We start from the raw sequence: 17,207 nt of genomic DNA on the forward strand, positions 1-17,207 counted from the left end.
CTCAGCGTTTTACTAGCGCTCAAAGATGTGATGGGAGACGTCATAGAGACTTGACCGCTCGCGTAGCTGTCGCGCGGTAGCTTGGGGAGCGGTCCCCGGGCGCATCGCACACGTTGCAAACGCCTGTAGGCAACGCTCCGGTCGAGCGGATAGGCGCCTTGGGTTCCACCGGTTGAATCCGCACCGCCTCCTGGACGTTGGGGCGTTCACGGCCGAGGCGGTGAAGGAAGCGGTCCCGCGAAAGCATGGGATCGCCGCATTTCTCGAAAGCTGGCCATCTTTTTTGGACATCCGATTGCAGCGTTCGTGAAGGGCGCAACCTGGTCAACTGGGGTAAGGACCCTAGCGCGAACCCGCGCCTTGGCGGCGTACCTGATTGCTCACACGCCGACTGGCGCGTGGAGCTGTCGGAAAAATGTTTCAGGTGGAGCAATCCCTTTGTCGGCTATCACACATGAATCGCATTAAATATCAACATTGACATTGCGCGCGAAAATGATGATATTATCAAATTATGCGGGGATTCGTCACGGTTGGCCACCAGCCCAAAGTAGTCTAGCGGGGACGGTCATTTGAGGAATGGGAATTGTGGCGACCATGGAAAACCTCGTCAGTTTGCAGCTTTAGGGGGTGGGTGATGCGGCAGCGGTTGTGCCATTTGGCCAGCCTGTGTTTTCTCGCTATCACTATCTTGAGCGGATGCTCGCCAACGGGTGCACGAACACTATCCACGGCGAATGTCACCGGGTCCACGTACGCATCACCCGAACACACATCCAGGCTACCGGCGTCTTGCGCATACGCTTATGGGGCGCTGCTCGATGCCGCAACGCTTGCGCGATCTTATGGACGAGCATCGAGTCTGTTCGTCGACGCTATCGGTCAACTCACCTGGCAGCTGGACGACTGTCTGTCTCAAGCCAAGAGGAACCAGAACAACTACCCGGTGAGGGGGCAGGCATCGTCTGGTGACGATGATCCCAAAAGCCAATCCGGTGCACGCATGAACCGTTCTTTTCGAACGTGACCAGGGCGAGCAGTTTCATGGAAAGGCGTTGCGGGTTCGGCGACTTTTTCATGCGCTAGTCATCTCACGTTCCTTTCGATGCGAACCGGAGCCCTTCTTCGAGCTGGATCCGGATTGCCTGCTTGAGGCGCGCGCCCGCCCAGAGGCCCAGCTGTTCTCCATCGAACTGCTCCTGGTTGCGTAACGAGAGAAAGCGGGAGGCTGGTCTGAACAAAGGTGCCGACATCCGCCGCGGGAGAGCAGGGACGGCAATGTGGTGCGTGGCATTTGATGGTTTGCGTTCCCTCTAACGAGCCGGACCTATATTCGCCGGTTTGTTCGGGATCTCCCCCGTCCCAGTGCGAGAGCACTCAATTTTTTCACCGCACGTTGCGCTTATGACTTTGTACAATCGCCAAGCCCTTTCATGGGGCGCTGTAGTCTTGACGGTCGCCGTCCTGCTATGGATCTTGCGCCCCGTCCTCGCGCCATTCCTGCTTGGTGGGCTCATCGCATATGTTCTGCAGCCGGGGGTCGAATGGTTGGTTCGTCATCGCACGCCACGCGGGCTCGCGGCGCTCGCGATGATGTTGTTGTTCGGATTGATGGCTGCGCTGCTCGTTCTGCTCGTGCTTGCCGTGATCCAGAAGGAGGGACCTGAACTGGTCAGACAGATTCCGTCCCTCGCAGTGACGCTCGACACATGGTTGCAACCCAAACTGGCTTTCCTGGGCCTGAGCTACTCGCTCGATTTGGGCAATGTACGCGACATGGTGGCGATGAATCTCAAAGCGAGCGAACAGACAGTCGCGTTGGCTGTGTGGCGGTCCCTGCGCGCGAGCGGCAACGTGATGATTACTGTCGTCGGCAACGTCGTGCTGGTGCCGCTCGTGCTGTTCTATCTGCTCTATGACAGGCACGAGGCGTTCGCTCGTCTGGAAAGCTTCGTTCCCCGGCGCTGGCTGGGCAAAACGCGGGAGTTCATGACAGAGATAGACCAGATGCTGTCGCAATACCTACGTGGCCAGCTACTCGTGATGGGTGTGCTCGCCACGTTCTATCCGATAGCACTGACGATTGCGGGCTTCGAAATAGCGCTACCCGTTGGTCTCTTTACCGGGCTTGCCGTGTTCATTCCGTATATCGGGTTTGCGACTGGGCTGGCGCTTGCGCTACTTGCCGCTCTGCTGCAGTTCGGTAGCTGGTATGGCGTCGGCGCGGTGGTCGTCGTGTACAGCGTCGGCCAGATTCTCGAAAGCTTCATTCTCACGCCGCGCCTCGTTGGCGAGCGCATCGGCCTGCATCCGCTCGCGGTGATTTTCGCCATGCTGGCGTTCGGCCAGCTCTTCGGATTCTGTGGCGTGCTGCTCGCGCTGCCGGCCAGCGCGATCCTGGCGACGGGTCTGCGCGAACTGCGTCGCCGTTATCTCGCGAGTGCGCTTTACGGAAGCTGACTGATGTTTACGGCGACACAGGATCCGGCCGAACGCCGGAAGAACCAGCGCTAAGAGAACGCAAAAAGGCCGTATTCGAGCGCGTGCAATTCTCGAAACTTGTGGGCTGCGGAGACACGACTCAGTGACCCCGATCGGCGGGTGCTCCGTGCGCCTGGCGCGATATTGCAATGCTTTCGATCATATAAAGGCAGCCTTCACATTCGTTCGTTGTCAGCGCCGTTTTTTCGATCACAGCTGCCTCGCTTGTGGTCTCGTCGCCCCTCAAGCCGTGGCCTGAGGCTGGAAATTGTCCACCCGATCAGCGGACGCGCGGTTTTGCTCGATAGACTTTGACTTCCGGCTTACCAGTGGGTAACGGCAGCTGCGCAATTCTCTCCGCCTCCGCGCGCTTGAGTCCAAGTGCCTGTAGCACGACCGTCGCAGCGCGCTCCGCAAAGTTTTGCTCACCGAGTCCAGATGCCTTCTGCCGTTGGATCGCTGGTGTGACCGAGGCGGCAAAGTTCAGTTCAGCGGCGATCGCCGCGAAGATGATGCCCGTAACCGAAACGATGCACATGAAGTGATCCGGGGCGACAAAGCGTTTCGCGGAAATGCCTCTTTGACTATCGCGCAGCAGTCGTTGGCCGAGACCCCAGCTAAGCGCATGCACCGAAAAACCCTCGCGGATCAGGAGTTGTCCCCACACCGGCTCGCGGCGAGCGCGCATCAACGTATGGCGCACTGACACGGCGACCACTTCGGCCGGGTCAGACAGTCCGCTGGCGAGGTGATCAAGCGTATCTGCGAATTCCTCGAACACCCACTCGACGAGCGCGGCAAAGATCCCTTCCTTCGACCCGAAGTGGTTATAGAAGGAGCCAAAACCGACGTCTGCGGCCTCGGTAATGTCGTTAATGGCCACGGAATCCGTCCCTCTTTCAGCCATCAGCCTGAGCGCGGCGTCGAGCAGGCGGGTGCGGGTCTCGCGCTTGCGGCGGGTGCCGCGCGGCTGGCGCCCTTCGGTCGCCTGAGCCGGAGCTGGCAACTTCTGCGTGCGCTGCCGGGGTGCACGGGAGTTCGGGGTATCAGGCATCACGGCTCCAAATTTCTGTATTGTCATATCGTAGATTTAATCGTCATGATTGACAAGATAATCAGGTATGGGTCTAATGTCACTGTCGAGGGGGGATCAGTGACAGCATCGACAGACGAATTGAGTAGCGACGTTGCCCGGACCCGGGCGTTGTAGCGCTGAAGACGAGTCGTCCACTGCCGTCCGCGTCCACCAGCGTCGGGCTCGGGGCGAGGACCTGTTTTACGCTCGTTCTTTAGCTGTTTCGTGGGAGTGTGTCGCGTGCGATGACGAAGTATGAAGAGTTGCAAGCGGTTTGTAGCATAAGAGGCGAGTAGGAATACTAAATTATAGGCATGCCAAATCGAGCGCTAGCGCACATGGCAAAGCATGCTGCCAGACGCACCGTGTCTTCCGATGCCTCGCCAATTTTTATTAGTGGACCATCACCTGCCTTGTGAACATCGTGAAACTTTCCGGTCTTAACGCGCAGACGCTTGCGCGTCCCTTCCTGTCGTCCGTCGCCCGGCCATCCCTCCGAGGACGGCTTCTCATCGCGGCTTGCGGCGCAATCCTGCTTTCGGCGTGCCACCAGCGCGAAACGGCTCCCCCGGAGCTCAAACCTGTTGTCGCTCTCGCGATTCATCCCGATGGGCGCGCGGCCATCGCCTCGTTGCCGGCCCAGGTCGAAGCGCGGTACTCCACGCCCCTTTCGTTCAGGGTAGGAGGCAATGTCACCGAAAGGAAGGTTCACCTCGGCGATACCGTCAAGGCGGGACAGACCGTTGCGCTGCTCGACCCTACCGATCTGCGCAATAACCTTGTCAATGCGCGCGCGCAGTTAGACGCCGCCGAACATCGCCTGGTGTACGCCAGGCAGCAGCTCGATCGGGATAGAGCTCAGGCGCAGGCAAACCTGATTGCACCAGCGCAGATGGAGCAGACCCAGGACGCCTACGCAACGGCGCTCGCGCAGCGCGATTCGGCCCTTGCCCAAATGGCGCTCGCCACCGATCACCTTCGCTACGCCGCGCTCACGGCAGACCACGACGGAGTCATCACGTCGGAGGATGCCGACACCGGCCAGAACGTTCAGGCAGCTCAAGCCGTCTATCACCTCGACTGGACGGGGGACGTGGATATCGTCTGTGACGCGCCCGAACGGACACTTGGCGCATTGACCGTCGGCAGCAAGGCGAGCGTGAGCCTGTCCGCGCTGCCCGGCAAGACCTTCGAGGCGCGCGTGCGCGAGGTATCGCCCGCCGCCGACCCGCAAAGCCGCACCTGGCGCGTGAAGCTTACGCTGGCTGCGCCGAGCCCCGATATTCGCCTCGGCATGACGGCCAATGTCGCGTTCGATGCCGTCGGCGATGCGGCCGCGGCGCGTCCGTTCGCGCTGCCTGTGACGGCGCTCTTTCACAAAGGCGAGGATCCAGCGGTGTGGGTGGTGCGCGCCGGCAGCGACACCCTCGAGCTGCGCCCTGTCAGCATCGCGCGCTACGACGAACGTACGGTCTCAGTCACCGGCGGCCTGCACGACGGCGACCGCGTCGTGATGCAAGGCGTTCACGCAGTGAGCGCAAACCAGCACGTGCAAGTAGTGGCCCCGCTGCATCCCGAGGATTTTTCGTCATGAACGCCCGCGACCCTGAAACCGCGCGCGACAGCGCGCCCGTCACCCCGTCCGACGCCGAGGCACATGGCGAAGGCGGTTTCAATCTCTCCGCCTGGGCGTTGCGCCATCAGCAGCTCGTCATCTTTCTGATCGGGCTTGCGACCCTGTTCGGCGTGATCGGTTATACGCAGCTTGCCCAGTCGGAGGACCCGCCGTTCACGTTCCGGACCATGGTGGTCAAGACTTACTGGCCGGGTGCGACTGCCCGCGAGGTGCAGGAACAGATCACGGACCGGATTGGCCGTCAGTTGCAGGCCGCGCCGTACGTCGACAACATCAAGAGCTACTCGCGGCCCGGCGAGTCGATGATCTTCTTCGCCATGAAGGACTCGGCCCCGGTCAAGGAGGTCCCCGAGACCTGGTATCAGGTGCGCAAGAAAGTGGGCGACATCGCGGCGACGCTGCCCAAGGGGACGGTTGGACCGTTTTTCAACGACGAGTTCGGTGACGTCTACACGAACATCTATGCGCTTGAAGGCGACGGCTTTACGCCTGCGCAACTGCACGACTACGCAGATCAGTTGCGCACGATCCTGCTGCGCGTGCCCGGCGTCGCCAAGGTCGACTACTTTGGCGACCCGGACCAACACATCTTCGTCGAGATATCGAATGCAGAGTTGACGAGGCTCTCCATTACGCCGCAGCAACTCGCCCAGGCAATCGACGCACAAAATACCGTGGCGCCGGTCGGCACCATTGCGACGGCTGACGACCGGGTGTTCGTGCGACCGAGCGGCGCGTTCAAGGACGTGCAGGCGCTCGCCGACACGCTTCTCACCGCGAACAAACGCACGTTCCGGCTCGGGGACATCGCAAAGATCACCCGCGGCTACGACGATCCGCCCGTCACCCAGATGCGCGTCGGGGGGCAGGCGGTTCTCGGCATCGGCGTCACGATGCAAAAGGGTGGCGACGTGATCAGCCTCGGCAAGGCGCTCGACGCAAAAGCCGCCGAACTCCAGGCGACCCTGCCGGCGGGGCTCAAGCTGGCTCCCATATCGAGCATGCCGCACGCGGTCAAGCACTCGGTGGATGAGTTCGTCAGGTCGGTCGGCGAAGCGGTAGCGATCGTGCTGGTCGTTAGCCTGGTTTCGCTCGGCCTGCGCACCGGCATGATCGTTGTGATCACGATTCCGATCGTGCTGGCCGTGACGACGCTGTGCATGCATGTGTTCAATATCGGGCTGGACAAGGTTTCGCTCGGCACGCTCGTGCTCGCGCTGGGGCTGCTCGTCGACGACGCGATCATTGCCGTCGAAATGATGGCCGTGAAACTCGAACAGGGCTGGAGCCGCACGCGCGCGGCGGCGTTCGCGTACACAAGCACGGCGTTCCCGATGCTGACGGGCACCCTCGTCACGGTCTCGGGCTTCCTGCCGATCGCGCTCGCGAAATCGAGCACAGGCGAATATACGCGCTCGATCTTCCACGTGTCGGCCATTTCGCTGATCGTTTCGTGGTTCGCTGCTGTCGTGCTGGTCCCGTTGCTCGGCTTCCACATGCTGCCGGAGCGCAAGGCCCACTGGCGCGACGGCGCTCATGACGAACATGACGTCTATAACACCGGCTTCTACCGGCGCCTTTCGGATTGGATCACGTGGTGTATCGAGCGCCGCTGGGCCGTGCTTGGCGTCACTGCCGTGCTCTTTGCGATCGCGATGGTGGCCTTCACGCGCGTGCCGCAACAGTTCTTCCCCAACTCGGAACGGCCAGAGTTGCTCGTGGACCTGCGGCTGCCGGAAGGCGCTTCGTTCGAGGCGACGCTGCGTGAAGCAAAGCGCCTGGAAAAGGCGCTCGACGGCAATCCCGGGATCGACCACTTCGTCGACTTTGTGGGCACGGGCGCACCGCGCTTTTACCTGCCGCTGGACCAGCAGCTTCAGCAGCCTAACTTTGCGCAGTTCGTGATCACGGCAAAAAGCGTCGAAACCCGCGAAGAGTTGATGCGCTGGCTCGATGCCAAACTCGGAAGAGAGCTTTCCGGCGCGCGCACGCGTGTCGCGCGGCTCGAGAACGGCCCGCCCGTGGGTTTCCCGATCAAGTTCCGCGTGAGTGGTAACGATATTGCGACCGTGCGCTCGATTGCTGAAAAAGTCGCCGACAAGGTCCGCGCCGATTCCCGCACGCGAGATGTGCAGTTCGACTGGGACGAGCCGGCGGAACGGTCGATCTCGTTCGAGATCGACCAGAACAGGGCACACCAGCTTGGCGTCACGTCTGAGGACGTATCGAACTTCCTGGCCATGACGCTCTCGGGGTACACGGTCACGCAGTTTCGTGAGCGGGACAAGCTGATCAACGTCGATCTGCGTGCGCCGGCGAGCGAGCGTGTCGATCCGGCGAAGCTCACGAGCCTCGCGATTCCGACGCCGAACGGCCCGGTACCGCTCGGTTCCCTCGGACACGTTCGAGACACGCTCGAGTACGGTGTGATCTGGCAGCGCGACCGGCAGCCGACGATCACAGTGCAGGCCGACATTCGGGGCAACGCGCAGGGCATCGACGTGACTCGCGATATCGAGCACGCGCTCGCGGAGCAAAAAGCCACGCTGCCGGTCGGCTACCGCATCGAGGTGGGCGGCTCCGTCGAAGAAAGCGTGAAAGGCCAAACCTCGATCAACGCCGAGATGCCGCTCATGATCATCGCTGTGCTGACGCTGCTCATGATCCAGCTGAAGAGCTTCTCGCGGACGTTTATGGTCGTGCTGACAGCGCCGCTCGGGCTGATCGGCGTCGTGGCCGCGCTGCTCCTGTTCGGTAAGCCCTTTGGTTTCGTCGCGTTGCTCGGCGTGATTGCCATGTTCGGCATCATCATGCGCAACTCCGTGATTCTGGTCGACCAGATTGATCAGGACATCGCGGCGGGGCACGCGCGATTCGACGCGATTATCGGTGCAACGGTGAGGCGTTTCAGGCCGATCATGCTGACGGCCGCCGCCGCCGTGCTCGCCTTGATTCCGCTCCTGCGCTCAGCGTTCTTCGGGCCCATGGCGACCGCGCTAATGGGTGGTATCACGATCGCCACGGTACTGACCATTTTTTTCCTGCCGGCACTCTATGCGACGTGTTTCAGGATCCGGCGCGATGAGCGCGGGATGCAACAGGTCGTCGTTGAGCGTACGGAGATTTGATCATGAACCTTGCCTATAAGACGTCCGTTCCCGCCGTGGCTACGGCGCTTGCACTGACGGCCTGCTCGTTCGGTCCCGGTGGCGAGCCCCCGGCGATGCCTTCGCCCACGCATTATGGCGTGCAGGCGCAGCCGTCCAGGACTGTCGTGGCGGATGGCGTTGCGCAGCAGTTCGACACCGGCTCGGCGGCCGCTCCTCAATGGTGGCGGCTTTACCGGTCCGACGCGCTCGATGCGCTCGTCGAGGAAGGCCTGCGCAACAGTCCGACGCTTGCGGCTACGCAGAGGACGCTCTCTGCCGCGCATGAGGAATTACGCGCGCAGGTCGGTTCGTCCACGCTGCCTTCAGTCGATGCTGCCGCCGAGGTCGAGCGTGCGCGTTCACCGGTCGTGCCCGGCATCGGCCCCACCGAGGTACGCTATAACTTCTTCGCCGGTCAGATTCAGGCGCACTACACGTTCGATCTCTTTGGCGCGACGCGCTACGCCAACGCGGCGGCCGCCGCTCGCGTGAACGTGCAGGGGTACGAGCTGGAAGCGGCCCGGCGCGCGCTTGCCGCCAACATCGTCGGCACGGCGATCAATGTGGCGGCGCTCGATCGCCAGATCGCGCTCACCGAACGGCTCGTCGCCGTGGCGAGCGAAACTGCAAACGAGGATCAGCAACGGTACGCGCTCGGGTCCATTTCGCACGTGCAGGCGCTCAACTCGACGCAAGATGCAGATTCGATCGCGGCGAGTCTTCCGGCCATGCGCCAGCAACGCGCCTCAGCGGTCCACGCGCTGGCGGTATTGATGGGCCGTACGCCGGATGACGCACCGGCCGTTCCGGACCTCGACCGTCTGTCGTTGCCCGACCATGTGCCCGTCGTCGTGCCGTCGGACCTCCTGCGTTCGCGTCCGGACATTCAGGCGGCCGATGCCGCCGTGAAGGCCGCTGCGGCCGACGTTGGCGCTGCGACCGCGCAACTCTTTCCGAGCCTGTCACTGACGGCCTCGATGGGTCGCGGGGGCTTTAGCTGGCCCGCGATGCTCTCAGGTGCAGGCGGGCTCTGGGCGATCGGTGCGGGCTTGTCCCAGCCGCTCTTCCATGGTGGGGCGTTGTTCGAGCAACGCAGAGCCTCGATTGATACCTACGATGCGACGGTTCTGCACTACAAGTCGACAGTTCTGTCGGCATTCCAGGATGTCGCGGATTCGCTTGCCGCACTGGACAATGACGCGCAGACGCTGGCATCTGCCGAAAGAGCGGCACAGGCAGCCCATGCGGCATTCGACGAAACGGCGTCGCGCGCCCGCCTGGGTTCCCTTCCGTCAACGGCGCAGCACGCCAGCGAGCAGCGGTTTCTCAACGCACAGCTTAGCGCCGCCCGCGCCGGGAGCCAGCGCATGAGCGATACCGCCGCACTCTTCCAGGCGATGGGCGAATTGCCTGCCGAACAGCCGCACGTGACGTCAAGAGAATGACCTTGTTTCCGTAGTTCGGGGAGAGCGTCGCGATGAACCGGGTCGCTCTCCATTGGGTGAATCTGCCGGTGCCAGGTCAACCCAGACCAGTTTGTTATGCGAGATAGAGAGCAAGCCGTCGGGCGAACCAGTAGAGCGGGGCTATCACCTGCGCCGGATGGCGCCGAAATTTCCCCTTGATCAGCGCAAGGCGTCAACGTTTGATCTGAGGATCAGTGCCGATTCTGCCGGTATCAGACAACGCAGTTGCACGTCAGCCGCATGCAATGCGCCGTCAATGAATATGCGTGAATCCATATTGGGTTTAGAAGAATGGAACGAACTGGTAACCGCAAAACGCTTGACGATATGGACCGCGAATCGATAGATAACGTCCACGCCTTAACTGGCTATGACATATAATCGCGGCGGCCGGCTGAGCTCCCCGCGAACGGCGCGTGCCAGGTCAGGCCGACCAAACTTTGCTCGTCTGGATGCACACCATTCACCAGGTTGAGCGGAGGTCCGATCTAGGAACAGATTGATGGACAAGGTCATACGGAAAGGGCCTTTGTCTCTTCGTGTCGCGTCGATGACCCCGGTCCATAACGCGTCTCGACTTCACCCGCCTCATTCCGCGTCGACTTCCGCCTCGACCAGTGGCAACGCTCGCATTGCAATCTTCTCCGCCTCTGTGCGCTTGAGCCCGAGCGTTTGCAGAAGCGTTGCTGCCGTACGCTCGGCGAAGTGCTCTCCGCTGAAGCCGAGTTCGTCGAGCAGGTCTGCCGCCGGCGCCCCCGGCGCGACAAAATTCAGCTCGGCCGCAATTGCCGCAAGCACCGTACCGCCCACCGAAAGAAAGCCGATGAAAGGGTCGGCGACAACAAAGCGCTTGGCGGCGATGCCGTTTCCGATATCCCGCAATAGCCGCTGGCCCAGCCCGCGGCTCAGGATGCTCGCCGAAAACCCTTCGCGTATCAGGAAGCGTCCCCATACGGGATCGCGCCGCGCACGCATCAGGGTGTGGCGCACCGAGACGGCGATCACTTCAGCCGGGTCGGACAGGCCCCCGGTGAGGCGATCGAGCATGTCGGCGAATTCCTCGAACACGTTGTCGACGAGCGTCGCGTAGACGGCTTCTTTCGACTCGAAGTGGTTATAGAACGAGCCGAAGCCCACATCGGCGGCCTCAGTGATTTCGTTGATCGCCACGCCCTCCATGCCCTTTTCCGCCATTAGGCGGAGGGCAGCGTCGAGCAGGCGGGCGCGCGTCTCGCGCTTGCGGCGCGCTCCGCGCGGCTCGCGCTCCTCGGGAACGGCGACCGGAGAAACGGGGGCCGCACGGGTGGAGCGCTTGGGCGCGGGGCGGTTCAAAGAGTTCGCCATGACGAGTTCCAGTCTTTGCTCATATCCAAGTATAGATTGAAATGTCTTTCTTGACAAAATTATCAGCAATGACTTTAATGTCAGTAAGGCGCATGGTTGACGCCCGACAAACAAATAGACAGATGGAGTGACAGTGGAGACAGGAGCAATAAACACCACCGGGCCGTCAGGCCTGCAGGACCCGGTTCAGCCGTCGACGCGTGACCTGCCCGAGGCAGTAGAGGTGCTGATAGTCGGGTGTGGCCCCGTCGGTGCGGCGACCGCCAATCTGCTGGCACGACACGGTGTGAACGTGATGGTTGTAGACAAGTCGCGTGAAGTATTCATGGCGCCCCGTGCAATCGCACTGGATAACGAGGCGCTGCGCATCCTTCAGCTTGCGGGCGTTGGCGAGCGCGATTTCGAGACGATCGCCATACCGTACGTTCGCATGAGGTCGCCCATGCTGGGCCTGTTCGGCAGCGTGAATTCGCTGGGCAGCCTGGATGGCCATCCGAAGCTCGTCACGTTCTACCAGCCGGATCTCGAGCGGTGCCTGCGCGCCCGGCTCGAGACATATGACTGTGCGCATATTGCGCTGGGTGTCGGCCTGAAGGGCTTCACGGAGGAACGGGACCATGTGCTCGCGTCGCTGGACCTCGGGCACGGGCGCACTCATGGGGTCCGGGCCCGCTATCTGGTCGGCGCGGACGGGGCGAGTTCGCTGGTGAGGCAGCTCATCGGCCAGGAATTCAAAGGTAAGACGTTCGCCGAGGACTGGTTGATCGTCGATGCCCGCTACGTACCACGTCCGATCGATCACATCGAATTCATCTGCGATCACCGTCGGCCAATCCCGCATATGGTCGCGCCTGGCCACCGTGAACGCTGGGAATTCATGCTGCAGCCTGGCGAGCGACGCGAGGAAATGGAATCCGAGACACGCATCCGGGAGTTGCTCTCGCCATGGGGCAACGTCGAAGAGATGATCATCGAGCGCAAGGCCGTGTATCGCTTCCATGCGCGCACCGTCGACGCATTCAGCAAGGGGCGGGTGTTCATCGCGGGCGATGCGGCCCATATCACGCCTCCATTCGTCGGGCAGGGGCTGGTAGCAGGCCTTCGGGACGCCGCCAATCTTTGCTGGAAATTGGCATGGGTGGTACACGGACGTGCCGACCCAAGGATTCTCGATACCTATGACGAGGAGCGGCGCCCCCATGCAAAGGCAATGATCAACCTCGCAAAATTCATGAGTAGGCTCGTCATGCCGCGAAGTGGCGCAGTTGCGCTGTTGACTCATGGGTTGATGCGCCTTGCGGGCCTCGTGCCGCGCCTGCGCGCGCAATTTGAGGAACTGCAGATCAAGCCGAAGAACGCATTTCGCAGTGGACTGTTCGTCAAGGGCCGCTCGTCGACCAGGCTTGTTCGTGGCGCAGTCATCGCACAAGGCTGGGTGAGAGGTTCCGATGGCACTACGTGTCTGAGCGACGACGTGCTAGGGCAGGGTCTCACGCTGATCGGGTTTGGCGTGGATGCGGCGGCTGTGCTAGAGGACGCGACGGCCGCAGCGTTTGCGCGTGCCGGGGGGCGCGTTGTCCAGATTGCCCATCGGGGGCAACGGCTGCATCTTGCCCCGCTCGACAGCTGGGAAGACCTCGAAGGCGTATTTCTTCCGGGGCTGGTGCCCGTCGGGTGGGTTGCTGTAGTCCGGCCCGACAAGACGATCGTCCACGACGGTGCGGCCACCGACGTGAACCGTATCGTGCGCGAGAGTCTTGCCTTGCTGACGAACCCCGTCGGCGCGCCGGCTATGGAAGCCGAGCACGCCATCCGAACCGTTTGATTTCCGTTCTGCCATGAAACTGACTACTGTACAGCCGTCCCGTCACCCCGATCCCACGACGAAAGCGTCGGCATTGGCCTATCTGATATTCGACCGCCCAGATCTCGAGAAAGCCGAGCAATTTCTCAATGATTTCGGGCTCCGAACTGTATCGCGCACTGATGCGCTCGTCCTGCTGCGGGGAACGGGTGCTTCGCATTTCTGCTACGTCGTCCGAAAGGCGCCGAAATCCCGGTTCGTTGGTTTTGGGCTACGGGTCGACAGCAGGGCCGATCTTGATGCGCTTGCAAAAGTGCCTGGCGCCTCTGAGGTCGAGCGGTTGCCGTTGCCCGGCGGCGGCTATATGGTCCGGTTGACCGACCCTTCCGGCTTTCGTGTCGATGCAATATGGGGCCAGGCGCCAGCTTCGACTCTATCCCATCGGCCGCCATTGCCGTTCAACTCCGTGGATGCGGCCGTCCGGATTAACCGGACGCAGCGACCGCCCGAGTCCGCGCCCGAAGTTATCCGGCTCGGACATGTCGTGCTCGAACTCGCCGACTATCAGGAAACCTGCGCATGGTATACGCGGCATTTTGGCTTCATCCCGAGCGATGTGCAGGTACTTCCCGATGGCTCGCCCGTCGTCGCGTTCATGCGGCTCGATCTCGGCGACAAGCCGGCCGATCACCATACGCTCGCGCTTGCACAAGGCTTCGTGCCCACCTACAGCCATAGCGCCTACGAAGTCGTCGACGCCGACGCGGTTGGTATGGGCCAGCGCGTCCTGCGCGAGAAGGGCTGGACGCACGCGTGGGGAATTGGCCGTCATATCCTGGGCAGCCAGATCTTCGACTACTGGCAGGACCCGTGGGGCGACAAGCATGAGCACTATTGCGACGGCGATCTCTTTACGGCCGATGCTCCGGCGGGTGTACACGCGGTGAACCGCGAAGCAATGGCGCAATGGGGACCGACGATGCCGCGCAGCTTCACGAAGCCCAGATTCACGCCGGCAAGCATTGTGGCGCTCTTCAGAAACCTGCGCCGCAGCCCCGACCTGACGCTGAGCAAGCTGCGGACGCTGGCAAAGCTTTTCGGCTGAACCAACCCCTTCCATAGAATCCGGAGATCTATAAATGGCACTTCACGTTCTGCATTACAGGCATCATGGTCGCGCCCAGTGGGGCGTCGTCGCTAACGGCGCTATCACGCCGGTTCCCGGCGAGTTCAAGACGACCGCGGACTTTATCGAAGCCAATCCGGTTGAACGGCTGGCCGTGCTGAGCGATCCGATGCTTTCCGAATCGGAAGTGCAATGGTTGTCGCCCGTGACCGCCAATCAGCAGTTCATCTGCCAGGGTGCGAATTACCGCCAACATATGATCGAGTCCGGCATGGACCCGGATGTGAAGAAATTCAACATGATCTTCACGAAGGCGACGAGCTGCATCGTTCCGGCCAACTCGCCTGTGGTGAAGCCAAACGAGGTGCAGTTCCTCGACTACGAGATCGAACTCGGTCTTGTCCTCAAACGCGATGTCACGTCCCGCGCAACTGTCACCGACGGGAACCTGCATGACTACATCGCCGGCGCCGTGATCGTCAACGACTATTCCGCGCGCGACATCCAGATTCCGCAGATGCAGTTCTACAAGGGCAAGAGCTATCGCACATTCGGCCCTGTCGGTCCTTACCTTTGCCTCTTCGAGCGGCACGATATGCCGAAGCTGAAGGACCTCGATCTGACGCTGACGGTAAACGGAACCGTCCGCCAGAGCGATTCCACGGCGAATCTTGTCTACGGCCCGGCTGAGACCTTGACGGAGCTGTCGGGCGTGCACGATCTTCGCACCGGGGATCTGCTCGCGACGGGCACGCCCGCCGGTTGTGCATTGACCATTCCGTCGCCCGAAAAGCAGCGCGCCGCGGCGCAACTGCCTGAAGCGGAAAAGTGGCGGCTTTTCCTGAAGATGCAGGAGGAGAGGCCGCAGTACCTGCGGGCGGGCGACGTCGTGGAGGCGCGCATCGCGAGTCGCGACGGGTCGATCGATCTGGGCGCGCAACGTAACGTCGTCGTGGACGAGGCAGAATGAAAGGGATCGCAAACATGGACGATGTCCTTGCCATCGAGGTGCAAGGGCAGCCAGCGGATCTGCCGTCTAGCACCTACGAGATGATCTGTCGGGGTGCGGCCATCAATCCGTCGGCACCCGCACTTTCGTTTTTTGCAACCGCCGACGATCACCGGGACGCTGAGTGCTGGACGTATAGTGAACTCGTGCGTGATGTCACGCGAACCGCGAACATGTTTGCCCGTATGGGAGTGCAGCGCGACTCGGTTGTCGCGTACGTTCTGCCCAACCTCCCTGAAACGCACTTTGTGATCTGGGGCGGGGAAGCCGCCGGGATTGTCTGCGCGATCAATCCGCTGCTTGAGGGCGAAGCCATCGGCGAACTGCTCAACGCCTCAGGTGCGAGCGTGCTCGTAACCCTGGCGCCGTTTCCCGGAACCGACCTTTGGCAGAAGGTGCAAGCGGTGCTGCGCAAGGTCCCTTGCCTGCAACATCTCGTGCTCGTGAATCCGGCCGACCGCATGCCGGGCGAAAAGGGATTCACGGCCCGGATGCTTCAACGTGGCGAGTGCTCAAGACTGCACGGACCTGGCGGCATTCACAGTGCCGTTCCTGCGCATGTTGGCATCCACGATTTCAGCACTGCCATCGCGAGGGAGTCCGGGGTGGCGCTCAGCGGCACGCGTCGGATGAGCATCGATGATGTATCGTCCTTCTTCTGCACGGGCGGCACCACCGGACTGCCGAAGATTGCGATTCGACGGCACGGCAACGAGGTGGCCAATGCGTGGAACGCGGGTCAATTCTTCGGCGAAAGCATTGGTCCGGGAAAAGCGATTTTTTGCGGACTGCCGCTTTTCCACGTGAACGCTGTGATGGTGACAGGCCTGCTGGCGTTCTCGCGTGGTGCCCACGTCGTGCTCGGCACACCGCAAGGTTATCGGGGCGAGGGCGTTGTAAAACGCTTCTGGGAAATTGTCGAGCATTACCGCATCAACTTCTTCAGCGCTGTCCCGACACTCTACGGATCGCTGCTGGACGTTCCAGTTGGCGAGCACGATATCAGATCGCTCGAGTATGGTCTGTGCGGCGCCGCCCCCATGCCGGTGGAATTACTTCGCACTTTCCAGGATCGTACGGGAATAAGAATCCTTGAGGGCTACGGCCTCACCGAAGGTACCTGCGTTAGCAGCGTTAACCCTCCGCTTGGCGAGCGCAGGGTCGGTTCGATTGGTCTTCGTCTCCCCGGTCAGGCTATGAAAGCAGTCGTGGTCGATGAGACCGGCCGGTATGTACGGGATTGTTCTGCGGACGAGGTCGGCCAGCTGGTTATCTCCGGGCCAAACGTGTTCGTTGGCTATACCCGGCCGGAGCAGAACAGTGGTATCTGGATGGAAGGTGGTGACGGCGGACTCTGGCTCAATACCGGGGATCTCGGCCGCTGCGACCCCGATGGTTACTTCTGGCTCACCGGGCGGAAGAAGGAGCTGATTATCCGGGGCGGACACAACATCGACCCTGCGGCAATCGAAGAACCACTGCATCGCCATCCCGCAGTCCAGATTGCCGCAGCTGTGGGGCGTCCCGATATGCACGCGGGTGAGTTGCCGGTTGCCTATGTGCAGCTAAAGCCAGGTACAACGGCAACCGAGGCGGAACTGGCCGAGTTTCTGCGTCGTGAGATCAACGAACGCGCCGCGTTGCCAAAGGGGATACGGATCGTGGACACGATGCCGTTGACGGGCATCGGCAAGATCTTCAAGCCGGCGCTGAAACGGCGCGAAACGGCAGACGCCGTGAAGTCGGCCCTCTTAGAGGCTGGCGTCAAGGATGCAACCGTTAGCCTCATTGATGACACCTCGCTCGGAATGTCACTCCACGTCGAACTTGCCGACCCCGCGTTTGAAGCATTGGCGACTTCCGCGCTCGGGCGTTTTCCGTTTGCATTTTCGATCTCGGCCGCGGCGAGGCCATCACGGGCCGAGCAACCGACGGGGACAGACGCCGCATCGACAGATACGCGGGGCAGCCCAACGTGACACGAGCCCCGAGATCAAACGGACGCGCTCGGTCATGCGCCCAGATTAAAGGCTAGTCAGCGCATACGCGCCGCGATGCGGCGGTTCAAATGCCTGACGATGTCTATAGATTAGAACACCTAATTGTTTGAAGGGAAA

At 61.6% G+C, this 17,207-nt stretch carries 10 protein-coding genes; 8 read left to right on the top strand and 2 right to left on the bottom strand.

Translation table 11 applies throughout. The features are described from left to right. The first annotated feature begins 1,404 nt into the window (after positions 1 to 1,404). Positions 1,405 to 2,460, top strand: coding sequence for an AI-2E family transporter (locus tag P3T21_RS35095; protein WP_429260482.1), 1,056 nt, complete (start codon positions 1,405 to 1,407; stop codon positions 2,458 to 2,460). A 301-nt stretch (positions 2,461 to 2,761) separates the two neighbouring features. On the opposite strand, the gene P3T21_RS35100 is transcribed toward P3T21_RS35095, so the two are convergent. Beyond that, complete coding sequence (locus tag P3T21_RS35100) at positions 2,762 to 3,535, bottom strand: TetR/AcrR family transcriptional regulator (protein ID WP_429260483.1); 774 nt, start codon at positions 3,533 to 3,535, stop codon at positions 2,762 to 2,764. 490 nt (positions 3,536 to 4,025) lie between these two features. On the opposite strand from P3T21_RS35100, the gene P3T21_RS35105 reads away from it, so the two are divergent. The 3 genes from P3T21_RS35105 to P3T21_RS35115 are packed head-to-tail and all read left to right on the top strand — an operon-like array spanning position 4,026 to position 9,786. Next, entirely contained in the window at positions 4,026 to 5,150 is a 1,125-nt protein-coding gene (locus P3T21_RS35105) for an efflux RND transporter periplasmic adaptor subunit (RefSeq protein ID WP_429260504.1), read from the top strand. Continuing rightward, entirely contained in the window at positions 5,147 to 8,320 is a 3,174-nt protein-coding gene (locus P3T21_RS35110; RefSeq protein WP_429260484.1) for an efflux RND transporter permease subunit, read from the top strand. The genes P3T21_RS35105 and P3T21_RS35110 overlap by 4 nt, the downstream gene beginning before the upstream one ends. Before the next feature lie 2 nt (positions 8,321 to 8,322). After that, positions 8,323 to 9,786 carry an efflux transporter outer membrane subunit gene (locus tag P3T21_RS35115; RefSeq protein ID WP_429260485.1) on the top strand — a complete coding sequence of 488 codons (1,464 nt, stop codon included), beginning with the start codon at positions 8,323 to 8,325 and terminating at the stop codon, positions 9,784 to 9,786. A gap of 609 nt (positions 9,787 to 10,395) precedes the next feature. Here the strand turns inward: P3T21_RS35115 and P3T21_RS35120 are convergent. Further along, a complete protein-coding gene (locus P3T21_RS35120) occupies positions 10,396 to 11,151 on the bottom strand; it encodes a TetR/AcrR family transcriptional regulator (RefSeq protein WP_429260486.1) in 756 nt (251 codons plus the stop codon). A 148-nt stretch (positions 11,152 to 11,299) separates the two neighbouring features. Here P3T21_RS35120 and P3T21_RS35125 point away from each other — a divergent pair, with 148 nt between their 5' ends. Genes P3T21_RS35125 through P3T21_RS35140 form a run of 4 tightly spaced genes read left to right on the top strand, consistent with a single transcriptional unit; the run spans position 11,300 to position 17,069 of the window. Continuing rightward, a complete protein-coding gene (locus tag P3T21_RS35125; RefSeq protein ID WP_429260505.1) occupies positions 11,300 to 12,976 on the top strand; it encodes a bifunctional 3-(3-hydroxy-phenyl)propionate/3-hydroxycinnamic acid hydroxylase in 1,677 nt (558 codons plus the stop codon). A 13-nt stretch (positions 12,977 to 12,989) separates the two neighbouring features. Beyond that, a complete protein-coding gene (locus tag P3T21_RS35130; protein WP_429260487.1) occupies positions 12,990 to 14,060 on the top strand; it encodes a VOC family protein in 1,071 nt (356 codons plus the stop codon). A gap of 34 nt (positions 14,061 to 14,094) precedes the next feature. Continuing rightward, entirely contained in the window at positions 14,095 to 15,051 is a 957-nt protein-coding gene (locus tag P3T21_RS35135) for a fumarylacetoacetate hydrolase family protein (protein WP_429260488.1), read from the top strand. Then, positions 15,048 to 17,069 carry an acyl-CoA synthetase gene (locus P3T21_RS35140; RefSeq protein ID WP_429260489.1) on the top strand — a complete coding sequence of 674 codons (2,022 nt, stop codon included), beginning with the start codon at positions 15,048 to 15,050 and terminating at the stop codon, positions 17,067 to 17,069. The genes P3T21_RS35135 and P3T21_RS35140 overlap by 4 nt, the downstream gene beginning before the upstream one ends. The last annotated feature ends 138 nt before the right edge of the window (positions 17,070 to 17,207 follow it).

Origin of the sequence: Paraburkholderia sp. GAS334, assembly GCF_050436625.1 — a bacterium.
In the GTDB taxonomy this organism is placed as follows: Bacteria; Pseudomonadota; Gammaproteobacteria; order Burkholderiales; family Burkholderiaceae; genus Paraburkholderia.

What these genes read in the sequence shown, in the direction of transcription:
- P3T21_RS35110 (WP_429260484.1), top strand. Translation starts at nt 5,147, where the DNA reads ATGAACGCCCGCGACCCTGAAACCGCGCGCGACAGCGCGCCCGTCACC.
- P3T21_RS35120 (WP_429260486.1), bottom strand. Translation starts at nt 11,151, where the DNA reads ATGGCGAACTCTTTGAACCGCCCCGCGCCCAAGCGCTCCACCCGTGCG.
- P3T21_RS35100 (WP_429260483.1), bottom strand. Translation starts at nt 3,535, where the DNA reads ATGCCTGATACCCCGAACTCCCGTGCACCCCGGCAGCGCACGCAGAAG.
- P3T21_RS35140 (WP_429260489.1), top strand. Translation starts at nt 15,048, where the DNA reads ATGAAAGGGATCGCAAACATGGACGATGTCCTTGCCATCGAGGTGCAA.
- P3T21_RS35115 (WP_429260485.1), top strand. Translation starts at nt 8,323, where the DNA reads ATGAACCTTGCCTATAAGACGTCCGTTCCCGCCGTGGCTACGGCGCTT.
- P3T21_RS35135 (WP_429260488.1), top strand. Translation starts at nt 14,095, where the DNA reads ATGGCACTTCACGTTCTGCATTACAGGCATCATGGTCGCGCCCAGTGG.
- P3T21_RS35130 (WP_429260487.1), top strand. Translation starts at nt 12,990, where the DNA reads ATGAAACTGACTACTGTACAGCCGTCCCGTCACCCCGATCCCACGACG.
- P3T21_RS35095 (WP_429260482.1), top strand. Translation starts at nt 1,405, where the DNA reads ATGACTTTGTACAATCGCCAAGCCCTTTCATGGGGCGCTGTAGTCTTG.